Source organism: Nocardia sp. NBC_01503 (assembly GCF_036327755.1).
Lineage (GTDB): Bacteria > Actinomycetota > Actinomycetes > Mycobacteriales > Mycobacteriaceae > Nocardia.
In genome coordinates, this window is the sequence record NZ_CP109596.1 from 6944832 (window position 1) to 6964152 (window position 19321).

Genomic DNA, 19321 nt, shown 5'->3' on the forward strand with positions numbered 1-19321 from the left:
CATACGGTAGGTGCCGACCGCCGCAGCCCTCGGCAATGAACTTCTACAGGACGGGCAATTCAGCGCGACGGGCGAGAATGATCCCTCCGAGTGAGCTCTCGGCGGAGGTGAGAGTTCGCTGTGCGTCGATGGCGAAGCCGTGATCCTCGAGCAACACGCTCATCTGACAGTGCCCGCGACGATGGACGTAGAGGTTGATCAGGTGCCCGCCGTAGCCTTGGGTCTTCAATTGCGACTCGTCTCCGACGTGGAAGCCGATCAACAGGGGGCCGCCGGGTTGGAGTACTCGCTGGAAATGCGCGAAGACGGAACCGATCTCGTCATCCGGAATGTGGATCAGCGAATACCACGCGACCAGGCCGGACAGGGAGCCGTCCCCGAGAGGAAGGTCTGTCATCGAGCCGATATCGAACCGGAGGCCAGGGTGATCGCGCCTGGCCACCTCGATCATTCCGGGCGACAAGTCGATTCCGAAGGCATCCACGCCCAACTCACGAAGGTGCGCGGTGATGCGTCCCGTCCCACATCCAACGTCCGCGACCGGACCCCCTCCCCGGGTGCGCACCCGGTCGGCGAATCTCGCCAGGACAGCACGCTCTTCGGGCGTTTCCTCGAGAAGGTGACGTGTCAGGTCCGCATAGCTCTCGGCCACAGTGTCGTACGAGGTCCGGGTGTCTTCCAGCCAACTGTTGCCGCCCGGCTCCATCCCCACGTCCGCAGACTACCCGAGGACGCCTGGCGAGACGTTCTTCGAACCTGCTTGAATTCACCTGAACCACAAGCATTTCCATAGCTCTCGCCCGGCGCGACCAGCATCACGCCATGCATGTTCGACAGTGACCAGATCATTTCAGGGTGCGGTGACAGGGGTGTCGCAGCTGGCCGGTGGGTCGATCAGCTGGCAGTCGGCGGGTGGGCGGGCCGGTAGGTAGTCGGCGGGCACGCCGTCGTGGTCGATGATGTCGTGGTAGGTGTCGACCGCGTCGGTGGGTATGCGTTTCAGGGTTGGGTCGGTGTGTACGTTCACCGTGTAGAGGCCGAATCGTGGTGTGTAGGAACTCCATTCATAGTTGTCGGTCAGGCTCCAGTAGTTGTAGCCGATGACGTTCATGCCGTCGGATTTCGCGCGCTGCAGCCAATAGACGGTGTCGCGCAGATGCTTTGAGCGGGTGTAGCCGTCGGCGCGGGGTTGACCGTTCTCGGTGGGAATACCGTTCTCCACGATCCACAATGGTTTGCCGGGGAATCGTCGCGAATAGTGTTGCAGTGCAAAGTAGATTCCCTCGGGGCGGACCGGAAGATCCCACATGCCCGCCGGGGCAGGGGCCGAGCCATCGGATGCGGGCGCGGCGGCGAGCGTCGGCGGTTCGTAGCCGAAGTAGTAGTCGATTCCGATGAAATCGAGTTTGTCGCCGATGAGTTCCAGCAGTGGTCCGTTGACCTGCGACTCCGCCCCGGCGACGTAACCGACATTGCTGGTCACCAAAGCATTCGGCTGGACCCGGTGGATGTAGTCGTAGATGCTGTTGTGCGCCTGCGCGACTCGGTTCAGCATCTGCTCGGCGTCGGTCCCGTTCCGGTTCACTTCATGCATGATGTAGGCGACCGGCTCATTGACGGTCACCCAGATCGGATCGCGTGCGGCGTAGTGGTCGACAACCTTGCTCATATTGGTGAGCCAGTCCCCCACCATGCCGGGATTGCGCCAGCCACCCCGGTCGGCTTCCCAACCCGGATACACCCAGTGATCCAGGGTCAGCATGGGTCGCATACCCGCCGAAACAATAGCGTCGACCACATCGTCATAGAACGCGAAGGCGGACGAATCCCATACTCCCGGTTGGGGTTCCAGCCGCGCCCACTCCACACCGATCCGAAACACCTTGACGCCGAGGTTCTTCGCCAGAGCGATGTCCGACCGGAACCGGGAATGGAAATCGACGGAATCGCCGAGGCGGTCCCAGCCCGGATTGGCTTCGATGTAGCGGGTCCAATTGCTGTCGGGTGACTGGCCTTCGGATTGGAATCCGGAGGCCGCCACACCCCACAGAAATCCGTCACCGAGTACACCGATGGTTCTTTCCGGCGCGGTGCGCGCAGCACCGGGTACCAGGAGCAGGTTGGCGGCTATGACGAGCACGGCCGCGACGAGACAGCGAAGTCGAGTGCGCATCAGCACTTCTCCCGGACCAGTACTCGAATTGAGTGAATGCGGTTACTTACTCCTGGATAGCTGAGCTTTATCTCGGTGATATGCCAGGTCGATAGTGGTTTGGCACAACATCACCCGTCCTTCTGACCCGTCGAGCCCATCCCACACCGACTTCCGAACCGGGCGTACCGAAGAAAGGTCGAAACTGCTTGGCTGCCAGCCCTTTACAGCACAGGCACATGCCGCCATGCCAGGATGGGTTGTATGACAACGGTTCCAGAAGGCTCTCGGATTCCCGCTGATCCGGCGCAGGCGTACAACTACGACAGCATCGCCGAGGGATACACCACCGAGAATGAGACCAGCCTGCTGAACGCGTACTACGAACGGCCCGCGATGTTGGAGCTGGCCGGGGAGGTGACCGGCCGACGGATTCTAGACGCGGGCTGCGGTTCGGGCCCCTTGTTCGCCGAGCTGCGCGATCGAGGCGCCACCGTGACAGGCATCGACGCGAGCGCGGGAATGCTGGAGCTCGCACGTGGGCGACTGGGCACCGAGGCGGATCTGCGGATCGCCGATCTCGCCGACCCACTTCCGTTTCCCGACAACACGTTCGACGATGTCGCCGCCTCATTGGTGCTGCACTACCTGCGAGATTGGAAACCGACGCTGACCGAAGTGCGGCGGGTGCTCCGGCCCGGCGGCCGACTCATCGTCTCGGTGGAGCATCCTTTCGCGATCTGGCTCGCGGAACGCTCGTCGGGCGAGAAGACGGACTACTTCCAGACCCGCGAGCGCACCGAAGAGTGGACCATGGGCGGCCAGATCGCCCGGTTGAGCTTCTGGGACCGACCACTGCACGCGATGACCGATGTTTTCACCGCGGCGGGCTTTCGCATCAGCGTGATCAGTGAACCGCCGCCGGTACCCGCCGCCCGCGAGCTGTTTCCCGAGGCATTCCGCGAGGTCCCAGGCACAAGCTTCCTGGGCTTCCTGTTCTTCGTGCTAGAAGCGGACTGACCGGGGCGGCTGGCACCGCCGAAGCGCTTCCCGCACCAGCGGGCTCACGAAGAACATCTCTTCAGGGTCGGAGGTGTCGGGGCACGCCCAGTACTCGAGCCGCTACGTTCGCCAACCGCGCCACCCTCGACGCCGAGTCACTACCGGGGTAAGTCATACCCTGGAGCTCAACAGATCTTCAGTCGGCGGTCAGGGCGGTGAAGGCCGTGGGCCAGTCCGCTGGAGTGGGGCCGTCGTAGAGTTCGAATGTCCTGCTGTGGGATTCGGGATGCAGCAGGGCCGCTACCGCCGTTCGGGCGACCGTCGCGCGGCTGACTCGGCCGTCGCCGCGATCGCCTTGTTCGAAAAGCACGCCGGTGGGTGGGGCGTCCGTGAGCCAGCTCGGGCGGACGATGGCATACGGGGTGCCGCTGTCTCGCAGGGCCTGTTCACCGGCGCCGCGGGCGCGGATTATGCCCGCCATGTCGGGGTGTTCGGCGGCGCGGGTGATGTAGATCTGGGAGACCAGAACGACGGGGATCTTCGCTGCGGCAGCCAGTTCGGCGAGTCGGCCGATTCCGACGTTCATCACCGCGTCGGCGGCCGCGTCATTCACCGGTGGCTCGACCGAGACGATGACACCGTCGATGCCGTCGAGTAACCGAGGATCCAGTGGAGACGCCAGATCGACTGCGACGCTGTGATTGTCGCGCGGGCGGCGGGTGCCCACGACCACCTCGTGTCCTAGGTCGCGCAACAGGTCGACCGCTCGCCGACCGGTACGCCCGGTGCCTCCGATGACCAGATACTTCATATGGAACTCCTGTGTTGACAAACCCTGTCACCAGGGCAGGGGGCGACCGTCGCGGAAGAAACCTCCGGTCGGGCCCGAATCGGGAAGCGTTGCGGCCCAGACGATTCCGGCCGCACCCTCGGCAACGGGACGACCACCGAGACCACCCATATCGGTGGCCACCCAGCCCGGGCAGATGGAGTTGACCAGGATGCGGTCCGGACGCAACTCGGCGGCCAGCATGCGGGTCAGGGCATTCAGTGCGACTTTGGTGGTGTTGTAGGCAGGGGTGCCGCCGCCCATCCTGGCAAGTGACGCGGCCTCACTGGAGACATTCACGATGCGGGGGTGCGAGCTCTTGCGCAGCAAGGGAAGAAATGCCTGAACCATCCGCCAGGGACCATAGAGATTGGTCTCCGCGGCCTCATGCACGACCGCCAAATCCGCGCTCTCCGCGAGCTGCCAGGTGTCGTAAGTGATTGCGGCACTGTTGATCAGCACATCCAGCCGACCGTATCGGCGCTCCACTTCCGCTGCCGCGCCGACAACGCTCGTGTTGTCGGTGACATCCAACCGCATGGGGATCGCGCCCGCCTCCGCGGCCGCGGTCTTCCCGGCGGCCTCCGACCGGGCAGTCAGCAGCACGGTGAACCCGCGGTCGGCCAACTGCCTGCAGACCTCGCGGCCGATCCCTCGGTTGCCGCCGGTGACCAGCGCGATATCGCTCATAACCGTTGATCTTGCCGCCGAATCGCCATGTAGTCGAGTCACATCGGGTTGACCGAGCGCATACCCCCGGGTCCGCACCACACCAGGCGTTTCACGTTGTCAGAAACGCACTCAACCACCGGATGCGGAGTTTTCACCCCGTTCGCTGACCTTCGGCCCTGTCACTTCAGTGCCGAGAGGTGGACTGTAAAGGGTGGGTATGACCAGATCCGCCTGCCTGGACCTTTCCCAGGTCACGTCTCCCAATCACCGCGCCCGAGTAGCCCGAGAACCGCGCATCCCAGCACAGGAGGTCGTCCATGTTGAGATTCTTCAACGGAATCAGCAACGCAATTGCCCAGTACCTGATGGGCGCACCGCAATTCGTCGTCATAGATTGGCTGCTGTCGGCGATCGGGCAAGGCCCATACGCCTGAGCTCGCCCCACCCATCACTCGAATATCAACGGCGTGAGTTGAATCCTGGTCGTCGGTCACCAGTGCAGGACGGCCTCGATTTCGCCGTCGACCGTGCAGCCGGTGAGCTGGAAGCCCAGGGAACGATAGAAGCCTTCCGCACTGCCCGATCCGCGCCGGAAGCTGACATACAGTGCAGTGGTCCCGCGGGCTTTGAGATGATTGGCCACGATATCGATCGCTTGACGGCCGATGCCCTTGCCCTGATGGGGTCCGGCGATCATGAAGCGCCACAGGCACACTCCGGGCCGGTCGGAATCCATCGCGAGGTCGAGCATGAGGAATCCGGCCAACTCCTCGCCGTAGTAGATGCCGCGGAACCAGGGCGCGTCGGCGAAGTACGCCTGAGCGATCGATACGCCGTTGTCGACCACCAACTTTCGTTGCTCCCGCGACAGGGTTTCGCTGAGCGCACACACCTCGTACACCGTCTCCGCGGTAATCGCGCGCAGCGACACATCCGACCCGACACCGACCGAAGTACTCATCGCGACCTTCATTCCGGAAGTAGAGTGGCCACCGAAGAACCAGCGCGGCAACCACTTTCAGTCGACCATCGGGTCATTCACATCACCAGAGACCTAAGGCACGTATACGGGCGTGCCGAGTGTCACCGATTCAACAGTCGATCCGGCATGGACTGTCCGGCCTCGCGTTCGATGCCTTCATAGGCGCGGCGGTAGTAGCGCAAGGGCCGGAAGCAGCGGCCAGCCCGCACGACTGCGGCGAAGACACACGGACCAGGTGTTCGTCGCGGCGGTCCAGGTGAGGCCGAGGGAGAGTCGGGCGCGGTTGGGCATCAGTGCGTTGGTGGCTTTCAACCTGGTGTACCGATTCTCCCCGGCCGGATGACTCGAACCCGCCGCCGGTGACCTCACCGCCGAACGCACTTTGCGTTGTAGTGTTCGATCGGTACGGAAGATCAACGACTGACGTGCAGAGGAGTTCGACGTGACCTATATCGTGGACTTCAATACCGTCTCCACCGTCGGCCTGGAATCGTCACCGGTCGCGGAGGCGCTCGCGGGATTGCGGGCCAATGAGGCTCGCTACTTCAAGAACAAATACGACCACGTTTTCACGGTGGAGCCCGCCTGCAAGGCCAAGGCGACCGTCGATTGGGTGAGTCGGATTCTCGAGGAAGAGCGCGGGATCGTGATTTCCGCTCGCCCGCTCGAGGCCACTGCCTTTCAAGTCGAGAACATTCGGATGGCGTATGTCTTCTACGAGAGCGGCCTGTCGATCAATGTGATGTACACCGTCGACGATGGCGGGAAGCGGGCGGTCGGATTCAAACTCTCCGACGGGATGGATGTTCCCGAGGAGCTCTCCGCGTTCAAATTCGCCAGGCAGAAATCCAAGTTGGCGGGAACGATTCGCGGATCCTACTTCGTGATCAAGGGCGAGTACTGATCACGCGGTGATCAGCCCGCCGCGCGGGTGGCGGCGGCCCGGGCGGTCCATTCGAGGATGGTGTGCGCCACCAACTCCGGGTCGTCGTACATGGGGACGTGCCCGACGTCGGGGAGGGTGCGCCAGGTCGCCGACACGTTCAGGAGGTTACGTGTCGCTTCCCGCCGATCCGGCCGATCGGCAAGACCCTCGACCTCGTGGAGGCATTCGCCCCTGAACGCCTCCGGGTGAACTGACGCCGCGACCGCACCGCCGAATTCCCGGCCCGATCACATTGCGCCCCCAGCGAAAAGGATGCCGCTGCGCCCGCGCACGGGCATCCTGGGAGCAGGCAACGTAATCATGTAATCGGGTGGTGGTCACATGGCCGACGAATCAGCGCTCTCGCCGGCGGCGAGCCCGGATGGGGCCGATCGGCAGAACTCAGACGTGCCCGGCGAGCATCCCGGCTCAGATGCGGTATCCGGAAACGGCTCGTCCGCACCGGAAACCGCCGCACTGGACGCATACTCGCGCGCCGTGATCGGTGTCGCGCAGGCGGTGACCCCGCATGTGGCGAGCGTGCAGACGCGGCGCGGTGGCGGCTCGGCGGTGGTCTTCACCGATGACGGATTCCTGCTCACCAACGCACACGTGGTGGGTTCGGCCAAGAACGGTGTGGTCGTGTTCGCCGATGGTGTCGAGTCCAGATTCGATGTGATCGGCGTCGATCCGCTCTCGGATCTGGCGGTGCTGCGGGCGCGCGGCGGTGCGCCACCCACGGTCACCCTGGGCGATGCCGACAATCTGGTCGTCGGGCAATTGGTGGTCGCGGTCGGCAGCCCGCTCGGGCTGGCCGGATCGGTGACGGCGGGCGTGGTCAGCGCACTGGGCCGATCGGTTCCGGTCGGCAATGGCCGCGCGGCCCGGGTCATCGAGGATGTGATCCAAACCGACGCCGCGCTGAATCCCGGCAATTCCGGTGGCGCACTGGCGGATTCGGCGGGACGCGTGGTCGGGGTCAATACCGCCGTCGCCGGAATCGGCCTGGGCCTGGCGATTCCGATCAATATCACCACCCGCCGCATTATCACCACGCTGCTACACGAGGGCCGGGTGCGGCGCGCCTACCTCGGGATAGTGGGTGTACCCGTACCGCTGCCAGCGAGCGTGGCGGCGCGGACCGGCCAGGATGCCGGATTGCGCATCGTGGAGGTGGTGCGGGGCGGCCCCGCCGATCACGCCGGATTGCGCCGGGGCGATCTCGTGCTCAGCGTCGCACGCCGCGAAGTCCGGGACGCCCAGGGCATTCAGCGCCAACTCTTCGACGAGGCCATCGGCCGCGCCCTACCGGTGACGGTGCTGCGCAATGGGGCCATGGTCGACGTGATCGCCGTCCCGGTCGAATTGACCGTGGACTGAACGGGATTCACACCGGGCGAAGCGGTCAGGAGGCCGTGCGGCGCGCGGTTTCGGCGACGGCGGGCTGCCAATGCTCGGCCAACTCCTCCAGGGAGATGCCCAGTGCCCGGCTCAGCGCGACCACGGTGCCGAAGGCGGGGGTGGGCATACGCCCGGATTCGATCTTGCGGAGCGTCTCCGGGGAGATGCCCGCGTCCACGGCGATCTCGACCAGGTCCCGCCCGGCGCGTGCGGTACGCAGGGCGGAGCCGAGGCGGCGCCCGGCCTCTACCTGGGCCGGAGTCAAGGGTAGTCGAACCATGCCCGCCACCTTACGGTTGGTATAAAAATACCGCAACCCGCTATGGTCGGTATTAAAATACCGATACGGAGGTTGTCATGGTTGAACTCAAGTCCACGGCGGAGATCGCCCGCATGCGGGTGACCGGCGAATTCGTCGCGAGCGTACTCACCGAACTGCGCGCCCGGGCACAGGTCGGGGTGAATCTACTGGAGTTGGAAGCCTATGTGCGCGAACGCATTCGCGAACGCGGTGCGGTCTCCTGCTATTGGGACTACTCCCCCTCGTTCGGCCGCGGGCCGTTCCGCAATACCGTCTGTCTCTCGGTGAATGACGCTGTGCTACACGGCCTTCCGTTCGATTACGCACTCCGGGACGGCGATGTGCTGACCGCCGATCTCGCGGTCGGCATCGACGGCTGGGTCGCCGATTCGGCCACCACGGTCATTGTCGGCGCGGCCGCCGAGGCGGACACCCGCCTGGTCCGCGCCACCGAAGAGGCCCTGGAGGCCGCCATATCCGTTGCGCTGCCCGGAAATCGAATCGGCGATATCTCCGCCGCCATCGCCCGGATCGCCCAGACCTACGGCTATCCGGTGAACACCGAATTCGGCGGGCACGGCCTCGGGCGCACCATGCACGAGGACCCGCACATCCCCAATCACGGCCGCGCGGGCCGCGGCTACACCCTGCGCCCGGGCCTGACCATCGCCATCGAACCCTGGTTCGCCCGCACCACCGACCGCATCATCACCGACCCGGACGGCTGGACCATTCGCTCGGCCGACGGCTCACGCACCGCACACTCCGAGCACACCGTGGCGATCACCGAGGCGGGCCCGCAGGTCCTCACCCGCGCCGCCTGATCCGCAAGGCACACCTCGGCGGATCATTCGAGGTAGGTCTTGCGGTCGAGGCGACCACCGACTCGGTCGGGCGGTGCGGGGACAGAGAACCGGCAACCGCCGTATTCCCAAGCGACGGTTGGTGTTCAGTGCCTGCGAGCGGGAATCCGTCCGCGCGCCATACTGTTTCGATGAACACCCAGCACGACCCACCGCCCGAACCGAACGCGGCCGAGGTCACCGGCAGCGGAGCACTGGCGGCCGCGTTCACCGGATCGGAGCGCGGTCGGCGCCGTTTTCCCGAAGGGCAACGGCGTATCTTCCTGGCCGCTATCGACGCCTTCGCCGAACGCGGCTTTCATGCCACCACCACGCGCGATATCGCCGCCCGGGCCGGGCTCAGCCCCGCCGCCCTCTACGTCCACTTCGGATCGAAAGAGGAGGTGCTGCATCGTATTTCCCTCTCGTCTTCGCAGTTGACCAAGCAGGTCGCCGAGAGCGCAGCCGGTGCGCCGGGCACAACCGCGGTCCGATTGGCGGCCACCATCGGCGAGCTGACCGCCTGGCACGCCGAACACAGCGCCTCGGTCCGCGTGGTGCTCAATCACCTCACGGACCTGACACCCGAACATCACGCCGAGGTACTCGATGTACAACTCGGCATCCACGGCCTGATTCGCGATCTGGTCGGCGCGGGCGCCGCCGCAGGCGAATTCACCGTCGCCGATCCGGGCGTGACCACCCTCGCCCTGCTCTCGCTCTGTGTGGATACCGCCCGCTGGTACCACCCCGGCTACCGCCGCAGCCCGATCCAACTCGGCCAGGACTACGCCGCCCTGGCGCTGCGCATGGTAGGAGCCCGGAGCACCGGATAGGCTGCGGGCGTGGATAACCCGTTCGGCCCCGTGGGGACCGCCAAGTACGTCCTGTTGACCACCTTCAAGAAGGACGGCACCCCGGTCGGTACCCCACTGTGGGCCGCCCTCGACAATGGTCGCCTGTACATCTGGACCGTGACCGACAGTTGGAAGGTCAAGCGCATTCGGCGCAATCCGGAGGTCACCGTGCAGGCGTGCGATGTGCGCGGCAAGGCGCACGGCGATATCGTCAAGGGCACCGCGAAGATCCTGGACGATGCGGGCGGTGATCGGGTGCGCGGCCTGGTCAAGCGCCGCTACGGACTACAGGGTCATCTCATCGTCACCGGCAGCACGCTGCGGCGCGGTAAGACCGGCACCGTGGGTATCGAGATCACCGCCGACGCCTAGACCTGCGGACTTATCGCCAGGCCCACCGAGGCGTCCGCGCCGCGAATCAGCTTGTGCCCGCGAATGGCCAGTGTGCCCAGCAGGCCGTACTTCGCGGAGACCACGGCGCGGACGTGTTCGGTGCCCGCGGCATCGAGAATCCGCGCACTGCCGGGGAGCACCTCATCGGCCCGCGGGCGCCCGCGGTTGTCACAGATCTGTACGGTGACACTCGGGTTGCGGCGAATGCGCTTGACCTTCCAGGTCTTGGGATTGGTCCACACCACCAGCTGCTCACCGTCGGGGGCGATCCAGACCGGCGTGCTCGCCGGGGTGCCGTCCTTCTTGTACGTGGTGAGCAGGGCGTATTTGGCCTGAGCCAGATCGTTCCAAGTCATGGTTGAACGGTATTGCGCACCGTAGGGCGTGCACATCCGCCGACGCGCGGAAATTCGCCTACGACCGTAGGCGTACGCGCGAGCACGGTCGAACCGCCGGGCCGGATAATCGGTCCGGCGGTCCGCCGTGCGCACGGCCGAGTGCTGCCCCGCGCACAGCCGTGCTCACCTCATAGTTGTTGATCGGCGATGATCGCCCCGAGCAGACCGCCCACCCCGCAGCCGACGATCGCGCCGACCAGGAAGAACCAGATGCCGATGACCGCGCCGACCACACAGCCGATCAGGGCTCCGGCCACAATCGATCCGGCATTGGCGACATTCTGTAGCGCCACCGGATCGGCAGCGGGCGTGGCGATATCGGCCGTGCTCGCCGGTCGCATGGTCAATGTGGTTCCGGCGGCGTCGATTTCGGGAATCACGTCAACCGACCGGTCGGCCAGTTGATACGCCAGCGGTAGCGAGGCGAGGGTCTCCCCGCTCGGACCGAGCACAGTGACGGTGCCACCGGCCATTTCGAACCTGCCACCGGCGAGGGTGGTGGTGACCGCCGAGTGATCGGGCGCCAGGCTGGTGGTGTACTCGACCCCTCGATCGACACCACTGACGCCCGGTTGCGCGATGGCCGGTTCACCGTGAGCGGTGACGGTGGCGACGCAGAGCGCGGCTATGGAAAGAAGTGTAGTTGCGGCGAATTTGGCTATTCTCATGATGATTACCTGTATTCGAAAGAGCCGATTCGCCGCTCGGTCGATGACAATCGGTCGGCGAATCAGGGAATCCACATCCAATTCTCTATCCAATTGGTGTGATTGGAGTTCCCGACGCCTCCCCGAGTCTGACGCCGGGACGATTCTTATCGTCCCCTCAGACTTGCCGCGAGGGTAGATCAGGTGCCGGGGTTGTCCGCCGTTGTCCTATGCGTCCTACCCCGGCACACCGCACAATGCGGAATTCCCTTATTCCAGTTCGCCTTCGGTTTCCAGATAGACCTGGCGCAGTCGGTCCAGGGTAGCGGCCTCCGGCTGCTCCCAGAGCTTACGTTCGGCAGCTTCCAGCAACCGCTCCGCAATACCGTGCAGCGCCCACGGATTCGACTGTTCCATGAACTTACGATTCACATCGTCGAATACATAGGATTCGGCGAGCTTTTCGTACATCCAGTCCGCGACCACATTCGTGGTGGCGTCATAACCGAACAGATAGTCCACTGTCGCGGCCATTTCGAAGGCACCCTTGTAACCGTGCCGGCGCATGGCCTCGAGCCAGCGCGGATTCACCACACGGGCCCGGAATACCCGCGCGGTCTCCTCCGACAGCGTGCGCGTGCGCACGGCATCGGGACGGGTGCTGTCACCGATATAGGCTTCCGGATTCTTACCGGTGAGCGCGCGCACCGCGGCGACCATTCCACCGTGATACTGGAAGTAGTCGTCGGAGTCGGCGATATCGTGTTCGCGGGTGTCGGTGTTCTTGGCCGCCACCGCGATTCGGCGATACGCGGTGCGCATGTCATCGGCCGCCGGGACACCGTCCAACTCCCGCCCGTACGCGAAACCGCCCCAGGCCGTGTACACCTGGGCCAGATCGTCATCGGTGCGCCAACTCTTGGAGTCGATGAGCTGGAGCAGGCCCGCACCGTAGGTGCCCGGCTTGGAGCCGAAGATACGGGTGGTGGCGCGGCGCTCGTCACCATGCTCGGCCAGATCCGATTGGGTATGCGCGCGAACGTAATTCGACTCGGCGGGCTCATCGAGTCCGGCCGCCAGGCGCACCGCGTCGTCGAGCAGGGCCAGCACATGCGGGAAGGCGTCGCGGAAGAAACCGCTGATACGCACGGTCACATCGACACGCGGGCGCCCCAGCTCCTGCAGGCCGATGGCCTCGAGCTTGGTGACACGACGACTGGCCTCATCCCAGACCGGCCGCACACCCAGCAGTGCGAACACCTCGGCGATATCGTCGCCCGAGGTGCGCATGGCCGAGGTGCCCCAGACCGAAAGACCCACCGAGCGTGGGTATTCGCCGTGATCGGCGAGGTAGCGCGCCAGCAGTGAATCCGCCATGGCCTGCCCGGTCTCCCAGGCCAGTCGCGACGGCACGGCCTTGGGGTCGACCGAGTAGAAGTTGCGCCCGGTGGGCAGCACATTGATGAGTCCGCGCAGCGGCGAACCACTGGGTCCGGCCGGAATGAAGCCGCCGTTCAGCGCGTGCAGGATGCGCGCGATCTCGACGCCGGTCTGCCGCAGGCGCGGAACCACCTCTGTCGCAGCGAATCCCAGTACCCGACGCACCGCCGACAGGCTCGACTCCGGCTCCGCGCCCGCACCGACGATGGCCGCGCCGTCGGCGCCGACCAGGTCTTCGGTGATCGCGTCGATGGCGTCGACGTCCCAGTCGACCTCCTGCATGGCCGCGACCAGTTCGCGGGCACGCGTCTCGAACGTGTCGACTCGCTCGCGCGATTCGTCACCACTTTCACTGAGCCCCAGCGCTTCCCGCAGCCCTGGCACATTCACCTCGCCGCCCCACAGCTGGCGGGCGCGCAGCATGGCGAGCACCAGATCCACCTCGGCCTCCCCGGCTGGGGCCTGTCCGAGGATGTGCAGGCCGTCGCGGATCTGCACATCCTTGATCTCGCAGAGCCAGCCGTCGACATGCAGCAGCATATCGTCGAAGACATCCTCGTCGGGCCGCTCGGCCAGTCCGAGGTCATGGTCCATCTTGGCCGCGCGCATGAGCGTCCAGATCTGCTGGCGGATGGCGGGCAGCTTGGCCGGATCGAGGGTGGAGATATTGGCGTGCTCGTCGAGCAACTGCTCCAAACGCGAGATATCGCCGTAGGTTTCGGCACGCGCCATGGGCGGGATGAGGTGATCGACCAAGGTGGCATGGGCGCGGCGCTTGGCCTGGGTGCCCTCGCCCGGATCATTCACCAGGAACGGGTAGATGAGCGGCAGATCACCGAGGGCGGCATCGGTGCCGCAGGAGGCGGACATGCCGAGGGTCTTACCCGGCAGCCATTCGAGATTGCCGTGCTTGCCCAGGTGCACCATGGCGTCGGCGGCGAAGCCGTCCGGTGCGGCCAGCCAGCGGTAGGCGGCCAGATAGTGGTGGCTCGGCGGCAGATCCGGGTCGTGGTAGATGGCGACCGGGTTCTCCCCGAAGCCGCGCGGCGGCTGGACGATGAGCACCACATTGCCGAATCGCAGTGCGGCGATGACGATTTCGCCCTGGGGATCGGCCGAGCGATCCACATACAGCTCACCCGGCGCGGTCCCCCACGCCTCTTCGACACCCTCGCGCAGATCCTGCGGCAGCTGTGCGAACCACTTGCCGTAGGTGTCGGCCCCGATGCGAATCGGGTTGCCCTCCAACTGTTCCGCGGTCAGCCAGTCCGGATCCTGACCGCCGGCGGCGATGAGCGCGTGGATCAGCGCATCGCCATCACCCTGCTCCAGGCCCGGGATCTCCCCCGGTTCGCCGAGGTAGTAACCGGCCGAACGCAATTCATTCAGCAGCCGGATCGCACTGGCCGGGGTATCCAGGCCGACGGCATTGCCGATACGCGCGTGCTTGGTCGGATAGGCCGACAGCACGATCGCAATATGCTTGTCGGAGTTGGGAATATGCCGCAGCCGCGCGTACCGCACCGCGATACCGGCCACCCGCGCCGCGCGCTCGGGATCGGGCACATAGGTGGAGAGCCCATCGGAGTCGAACTCCTTGAACGAGAACGGCACCGTGATGATGCGCCCGTCGAACTCGGGCACCGCGACCTGGGTGGCGACATCCAGGGGTGAGAGCCCATCGTCATTGGCCTCCCACTGCGCCCGCCCGCTGGTGAGGCAGAGTCCCTGCAGGATCGGCACATCCAGATCGGCGAGCGCGCCCACATCCCAGGCTTCGTCATCGCCACCGGCGGAGGCGGTCGCGGGCTTGGTGCCGCCCGCCGCGAGCACGGTCACCACGAGCGCGTCGGCCTTGCGGAGTTCGGCGAGCAGCTCCGGCTCGGCGGTGCGCAGCGAGGCGCAGTACACCGGCAGCGCCCGCGCGCCCTTGTCCTCGATGGCCGAGCAGAGCGCGTCGATATAGCCGGTGTTCCCGGCCAGATGCTGGGCCCGGTAGTAGACGACCGCGACCGTCGGCGCACCCTCGGCAATCTCCCGCGCATCCCGGTCCAGCTCACCCCAGCTGGGCAGCTCCACCGGCGGTTCGAAGCCGTGGCCGGTGAGCAGCACGGTGTCGGAGAGGAAGTTGTGCAGCTGCAACAGGTTTCCGGGGCCACCGGCCGCGAGGTAGTTGTGCGCGTCCGCCGCCACACCGCCGGGCACGGTGGAGCACTCCATGAGCTCGGCATCGGGTGCGATCTCACCACCCAGGGCGACCATCGGAATCCCGCTGGCGCGCACCGTCTCCAGGCCCTCCTCCCAGGCCCGCTTACCGCCGAGAATGCGCACGATCACCAGATCCGCGCCGTCAAGGAGGCCCGGCAGATCCTCGGGGAGAATGCGCGCCGGATTGGCGAGCCGATACTCCGCACCGCTGGCTCGCGCGCTCAGCAGATCGGTATCGGACGTGGACAGCAGCAAAATCACAGGTTTCGGCCTTCCTAGGGTGGACGCGCCCAGCACGGTACGGCGCTCGACGGGAAGGTCTGACTGTCACAGTGGCGCGACCGCACCGGAATTGCACCGGTTTCTCCGTCCGACGAGCCCGCCGATGCTATCGCGCCCACATCACAGTGCCGCAAACGCTGCTCGGCGAGGCTGTTCCGGTGCCACCACCGCGCGTACGCTGCCGGTATGCCAAACACTCCGGGATGGGTCAGGCGGAATCGCTTCACTGCCTGGTCAGGATATTTTTGCGCATTGGTTGCTTTCGCAACGCTGGCTATGGCTCTGACGGCCGCCGGCAGTGGACATACGCAGTATGCGATGCTCGCGGGCATCATCTGCGCCGGCACGATCCTGTTCGGTATCACCGTCATTGTGACGACGGTCCGCCGCGACCATCAGGATCATCACAACACCCCGAATCTGCTCCAGGACACCTGGGAGCTCTCACCCGCCTTCGCCCGGCGCCGCGGCGCGCCCCGATCGATCGAACCGCACCAGGCGGGCTGACCACCGCCGACCGCCCGGCGGGTGTCGGTGCCGCGCACCGGCGCCCGCCGTAGGCTGGTGTGGTCATGACCCGAACAGATCCCGACTCCTGCCCGGGCGTACTGCGTCTGCACGACGCCGCCGACGGGCCCCTCGCCCGTATTCGCGTACCCGGCGGACAGCTCACGCCGCCACAGTTGCAGGCGCTCGCCGAGGCCGCACGCGAATTGGCCGACGGCAATATCGAACTCACCTCGCGCGGCAATGTGCAGTTGCGGCAGGTTCGCGACGCGGCCGCGCTGCAGGAGCGATTGACCTCTGCCGGGCTGCTGCCCAGCGCCACCCACGAGCGGATTCGCAATATCATCGCCTCGCCGCTGGCGGGGCGGGTCGGCGGTTGGGCCGATGTGCATCCCCTTGTTCCCGCGCTCGATACCGGATTGCAGAGCGACGCGAGGCTGGCCGAGCTGCCCGGGCGCGTGTTGTTCACCCTCGATGACGGGCGCGGCGATGTGAGCGGACTCGGCGGGGATATCGGCGTGCACGCGCTCGACGGCGGTACCTTCGCACTGTTGCTCGCGGGCGTGGACAGCGGGGTGCGAGTCCCGGCCGCCGAGGCCGTGGACCTGATGCTCGCGGCCGCACACGGATTCCTCGATCTCCGCGACGGGCAGTGGCGGCTGCACGAGATTCCGGAGGCCACCGCCCGCCTCACCGACCACCTGCTCAGGGCCCGGTCCCACCTGGCCACCTCCGATGATGTCGTGGAAGTGACTGCGCGCCAGGATATTCCGATCGGCTGGCTGACCCAGGCCGATGACCGTGTCGCGCTCGGGGCGGGAGTGCGCCTGGGCTCGCTGCCCGCCCGCACCGCCGAATTCATCGCCGCCGTGGAGCGGCCGATTCTGGTGACCCCGTGGCGGAGCCTGGTCATCACCGATATGGATGAATGGACCGCCGAACAGGTGGTGCGGGTCCTCGCCCCGATGGGCTTGATTTTCGACGCCAACTCCCCCTGGCTGCTGGTCAGCGCCTGCGCGGGCATGCCCGGCTGCGGTAAATCCATCACCGATGTCCGCGCCGATGTCGCCGAGGCCGTCGAATCCGGACGCGTAGTGCCCATCGGCGCACCGCAATCCGCGCGTACGGGCCTCGACGCCGAGGAGATCGTCGCCGCCGGACGGCAGCACTGGTCCGGCTGTGATCGCCGCTGCGGCCGTCCGCGTGGATCGGTCACCGATGTCATCGCCACCCCCGACGGCTACCGACTGGACCCCGCCGACTGATCAGCGCGGGTCGATGCCGCGCCCCGACCGATTTCGGCGAAGAATGGATTGTTCCAGCAGCCTGGATTGTTGATCGGCGCGGAACGGTTCACGTGCGGGAGGTCGGTGTGACTACTTCGAAGCTCAGCGATGACGAGATCGCGGCCATGTCCGACCTCGAGCGCCGCGAACTCATCGCCCGATTACAGCCCGCCGACCGGGTCCTGCCCCCACCGCAGATGGTGAAGCTCCACCGCCGCATCCGTTTGACGCTCATGGTCGGCGGCTCGCTCATTCTGATCCCGTGGATCGTGTACCTCGGTATGACGCTGCCCGCGGACTATCACGCTCGCAACTGGTCCCTGACCTGGATCGGATTCGATGTGCTGCTGGTGCTCACGATGGGCGCCACCGCCTATCTGGGCTGGCGACGGCGGGTGTTCCTGATCCTGCCCGCCTTCGCCACCGGCATGCTGCTGCTCGTGGATGCCTGGTTCGATATCGTGACCGCCGCGCCCGGCGACGTGTGGGTGTCGGTGGGCACGGCGGTCATCGGTGAGATTCCCCTGGCGATTCTGCAGATCAGCGGGGCGCTCATGCTGTTGCGCTTCCTGGTGCTGGCGCATCCGCTGAACGATCCGGCGGTCAGTCCATGGCGGGCACCGCTGCCGTTCTGACCGAATGCTGTTCCATGGTGCAGCATTTCACGCTGCCGCCCGCCTTCAGCAGTTCGGAGAGGTCGATGCCCACCGGTTCGTAGCCGCGGACACGCAGCTGATCGGCGATGGCAACCGCCTTATCACTGAGGAAGACGTGGTATCCGTCGCAAACCCCGTTCAGGCCGAGGACATTCGCGTCGTCCTCGGTGGCGATGATGGCGTCCGGGTACATACTCGCGAGCAGTCGCGCGCTCTCACCGCTGAAGGCCGCCGGATAGTAGGCGATGGTGTCACCCAGGACCATGAGCGCGGTATCGAGGTGATAGAACCGCGGATCGATCAATTCCAGTGAGATGACCGGCAATTCGAAGAACTCCTGCACCTCCTCGTGCGCGGCACGGGAGCTGCGGAAACCGGTGCCCGCCAGAATCCGATCGGAGGCGATGGCGAAATCACCTTCGCCCTCATTGGTTTCACGGGCGGCGGCGACCCGGGTGAACCGTTGCGCGGCAAGCCAATCGTGGTAGGCCGGGCCCTCGGCGGCGCGTTCGGGATTGGCGAAGCGGGCCGAGAGCGCCCGATCCCCGATGACCAGACCGCCATTGGCGGCGAAGACCATATCCGGCAGGGCGGGCAGGCCCTGGACCACATCCACGGTGTGGCCGTGCCGTTCGAAGGTGGCGCGCAGGTTCTCCCACTGCGCCAGGGCCAGCGCCCGGTCGACCGGGGCCGAGGTGTCCATCCAGGGGTTGATCGCGTAGTACACGTCGAAGTGATCGGGTCGGCACATGAGATACCGGCGAGGGGTGGGGCGGCGAGCGCCTGCCGGTTCTGGAGCGCGGAGCGTGGCAACGGAGGTCAACGAGGCTCCTTCTGAACTTGTGCGGTACACAGCTTGATCACGAAGGTAAATGGCGTACCGTTGCGCTTGAAATAGCGAATCGTTGCGTAGTTTCGAAGATTTGTAGCGAATCGTTGCGCCGGGGCGAAAGGTGGAGTCGTGGACGAGCTCGATCGGCGAATTCTGGCCCATCTGCTCAAACAGGCGCGGGCATCATTCCAGGAGATCGGCGCGGTGGTCGGGTTGTCCGCGCCCGCGGTGAAGCGCCGGGTGGACAAGATGGTGGCGGGCGGGCAGATCACCGGCTTCACCGCCCTGGTCAATCCGGCCGCACTGGGCTGGCGCACCGAGGCGTATGTCGAGGTCTACTACCGCGACAACATCTCACCCGCCGAACTGCGTAAAAGCTTGGAGCCCATCCCCCAGGTCGTCGGGATCTGGACCATCGCCGGTGAGGCCGACGCGCTCGTGCACGTCATGGCCACCGATATGGCCGAGATAGAGGTGACCGTGGAGCGCATTCGCGAGAACGCGCGGGTCGGCCGCACCCGCAGCAGCATCGTCATGTCACGCCTGCTGGAGCGTCCGCGCACCTGAGCCCGAGGTGGGGCTACCGCCGCGCGGCCGCCCCTTCGCGGGCCGATTCGAGTCCACCGCGCACCGCGGTCGGCCATGCCGCGACCACCCGATCCGGGCGTGGCCGAAGTGGATTCAGGGGTTCTCGGCAGTGGCCCGGGCC

Annotated in this window: 21 protein-coding genes and 1 riboswitch; of the genes, 10 read left to right on the plus strand and 11 right to left on the minus strand. The window is 65.9% G+C overall.

Annotated elements, in window-relative coordinates:
• Nucleotides 1–43: 43 nt before the first annotated feature.
• Entirely contained in the window at nt 44–706 is a 663-nt protein-coding gene (locus OHB26_RS31825) for a class I SAM-dependent DNA methyltransferase (RefSeq protein ID WP_330185844.1), read from the minus strand.
• Between the two features lie 144 nt (nt 707–850).
• Nucleotides 851–2173 (minus strand): family 1 glycosylhydrolase, encoded by a 1323-nt coding sequence (locus tag OHB26_RS31830; protein ID WP_330180945.1) that lies wholly within the window; start codon nt 2171–2173, stop codon nt 851–853.
• Between the two features lie 243 nt (nt 2174–2416).
• Here OHB26_RS31830 and OHB26_RS31835 point away from each other — a divergent pair, with 243 nt between their 5' ends.
• Nucleotides 2417–3172 (plus strand): class I SAM-dependent methyltransferase, encoded by a 756-nt coding sequence (locus OHB26_RS31835; protein ID WP_330180946.1) that lies wholly within the window; start codon nt 2417–2419, stop codon nt 3170–3172.
• A 178-nt stretch (nt 3173–3350) separates the two neighbouring features.
• Here OHB26_RS31835 and OHB26_RS31840 read toward each other — a convergent pair whose 3' ends face one another.
• The 3 genes from OHB26_RS31840 to OHB26_RS31850 all read right to left on the minus strand — a co-directional run bounded on the left by OHB26_RS31840 (nt 3351) and on the right by OHB26_RS31850 (nt 5616).
• Nucleotides 3351–3965, minus strand: coding sequence for an SDR family oxidoreductase (locus OHB26_RS31840; RefSeq protein WP_330180947.1), 615 nt, complete (start codon nt 3963–3965; stop codon nt 3351–3353).
• Nucleotides 3966–3992: 27 nt separating this feature from the next.
• Nucleotides 3993–4673: an SDR family NAD(P)-dependent oxidoreductase gene (locus tag OHB26_RS31845; RefSeq protein ID WP_330180948.1), complete on the minus strand. Its 681-nt coding sequence runs from the start codon at nt 4671–4673 to the stop codon at nt 3993–3995.
• Between the two features lie 472 nt (nt 4674–5145).
• Nucleotides 5146–5616 (minus strand): GNAT family N-acetyltransferase, encoded by a 471-nt coding sequence (locus OHB26_RS31850; protein WP_330180949.1) that lies wholly within the window; start codon nt 5614–5616, stop codon nt 5146–5148.
• A gap of 463 nt (nt 5617–6079) precedes the next feature.
• On the opposite strand from OHB26_RS31850, the gene OHB26_RS31855 reads away from it, so the two are divergent.
• Entirely contained in the window at nt 6080–6541 is a 462-nt protein-coding gene (locus tag OHB26_RS31855; RefSeq protein ID WP_330180950.1) for a phage tail protein, read from the plus strand.
• An 11-nt stretch (nt 6542–6552) separates the two neighbouring features.
• Here the strand turns inward: OHB26_RS31855 and OHB26_RS31860 are convergent, their stop codons facing one another.
• Nucleotides 6553–6678 (minus strand): hypothetical protein, encoded by a 126-nt coding sequence (locus tag OHB26_RS31860; RefSeq protein ID WP_330180951.1) that lies wholly within the window; start codon nt 6676–6678, stop codon nt 6553–6555.
• 226 nt (nt 6679–6904) lie between these two features.
• Between OHB26_RS31860 and OHB26_RS31865 the strand changes: the two genes are divergently transcribed.
• Nucleotides 6905–7942 carry a S1C family serine protease gene (locus OHB26_RS31865; protein WP_330180952.1) on the plus strand — a complete coding sequence of 346 codons (1038 nt, stop codon included), beginning with the start codon at nt 6905–6907 and terminating at the stop codon, nt 7940–7942.
• A gap of 25 nt (nt 7943–7967) precedes the next feature.
• Here the strand turns inward: OHB26_RS31865 and OHB26_RS31870 are convergent, their stop codons facing one another.
• Nucleotides 7968–8243 carry a helix-turn-helix transcriptional regulator gene (locus tag OHB26_RS31870; RefSeq protein WP_330180953.1) on the minus strand — a complete coding sequence of 92 codons (276 nt, stop codon included), beginning with the start codon at nt 8241–8243 and terminating at the stop codon, nt 7968–7970.
• A gap of 77 nt (nt 8244–8320) precedes the next feature.
• Here OHB26_RS31870 and map point away from each other — a divergent pair, with 77 nt between their 5' ends.
• The 3 genes from map to OHB26_RS31885 all read left to right on the plus strand — a co-directional run bounded on the left by map (nt 8321) and on the right by OHB26_RS31885 (nt 10335).
• Complete coding sequence (gene map, locus OHB26_RS31875; protein WP_330180954.1) at nt 8321–9088, plus strand: type I methionyl aminopeptidase; 768 nt, start codon at nt 8321–8323, stop codon at nt 9086–9088.
• Between the two features lie 170 nt (nt 9089–9258).
• The gene (locus tag OHB26_RS31880; protein ID WP_330180955.1) at nt 9259–9942 is read left to right on the plus strand and encodes a TetR/AcrR family transcriptional regulator; all 684 of its coding nucleotides are present in this window, start codon (nt 9259–9261) and stop codon (nt 9940–9942) included.
• Between the two features lie 9 nt (nt 9943–9951).
• Entirely contained in the window at nt 9952–10335 is a 384-nt protein-coding gene (locus OHB26_RS31885; RefSeq protein ID WP_330180956.1) for a PPOX class F420-dependent oxidoreductase, read from the plus strand.
• Here the strand turns inward: OHB26_RS31885 and OHB26_RS31890 are convergent.
• The 3 genes from OHB26_RS31890 to cobN all read right to left on the minus strand — a co-directional run bounded on the left by OHB26_RS31890 (nt 10332) and on the right by cobN (nt 15310).
• On the minus strand, nt 10332–10712 hold the full coding sequence (locus OHB26_RS31890; RefSeq protein WP_330180957.1) for a PPOX class F420-dependent oxidoreductase: 381 nt from the start codon (nt 10710–10712) through the stop codon (nt 10332–10334). The genes OHB26_RS31885 and OHB26_RS31890 overlap by 4 nt on opposite strands.
• A 170-nt stretch (nt 10713–10882) precedes the next feature.
• Nucleotides 10883–11422, minus strand: a complete 540-nt coding sequence (locus OHB26_RS31895; RefSeq protein ID WP_330180958.1) for a hypothetical protein — start codon at nt 11420–11422, stop codon at nt 10883–10885.
• Nucleotides 11423–11671: 249 nt separating this feature from the next.
• Nucleotides 11672–15310, minus strand: a complete 3639-nt coding sequence (gene cobN / locus OHB26_RS31900; RefSeq protein ID WP_330180959.1) for a cobaltochelatase subunit CobN — start codon at nt 15308–15310, stop codon at nt 11672–11674.
• Nucleotides 15311–15357: 47 nt separating this feature from the next.
• Nucleotides 15358–15434: riboswitch (adenosylcobalamin-variant (AdoCbl-variant) riboswitch) on the minus strand.
• Nucleotides 15435–15583: 149 nt separating this feature from the next.
• Between cobN and OHB26_RS31905 the strand changes: the two genes are divergently transcribed.
• From OHB26_RS31905 to OHB26_RS31915, 3 genes are all read left to right on the plus strand, one after another.
• Nucleotides 15584–15838: a hypothetical protein gene (locus OHB26_RS31905; RefSeq protein ID WP_330180960.1), complete on the plus strand. Its 255-nt coding sequence runs from the start codon at nt 15584–15586 to the stop codon at nt 15836–15838.
• Nucleotides 15839–15903: 65 nt separating this feature from the next.
• Complete coding sequence (gene cobG, locus OHB26_RS31910) at nt 15904–17103, plus strand: precorrin-3B synthase (RefSeq protein WP_330180961.1); 1200 nt, start codon at nt 15904–15906, stop codon at nt 17101–17103.
• 107 nt (nt 17104–17210) lie between these two features.
• On the plus strand, nt 17211–17759 hold the full coding sequence (locus OHB26_RS31915; RefSeq protein ID WP_330180962.1) for a hypothetical protein: 549 nt from the start codon (nt 17211–17213) through the stop codon (nt 17757–17759).
• Here the strand turns inward: OHB26_RS31915 and ddaH are convergent.
• A complete protein-coding gene (ddaH, locus tag OHB26_RS31920; RefSeq protein WP_330180963.1) occupies nt 17728–18603 on the minus strand; it encodes a dimethylargininase in 876 nt (291 codons plus the stop codon). The two genes, OHB26_RS31915 and ddaH, sit on opposite strands and share 32 nt — an antisense overlap.
• Nucleotides 18604–18741: 138 nt before the next feature.
• Here ddaH and OHB26_RS31925 point away from each other — a divergent pair, with 138 nt between their 5' ends.
• Nucleotides 18742–19179 (plus strand): Lrp/AsnC family transcriptional regulator, encoded by a 438-nt coding sequence (locus tag OHB26_RS31925; RefSeq protein WP_330180964.1) that lies wholly within the window; start codon nt 18742–18744, stop codon nt 19177–19179.
• The last annotated feature ends 142 nt before the right edge of the window (nt 19180–19321 follow it).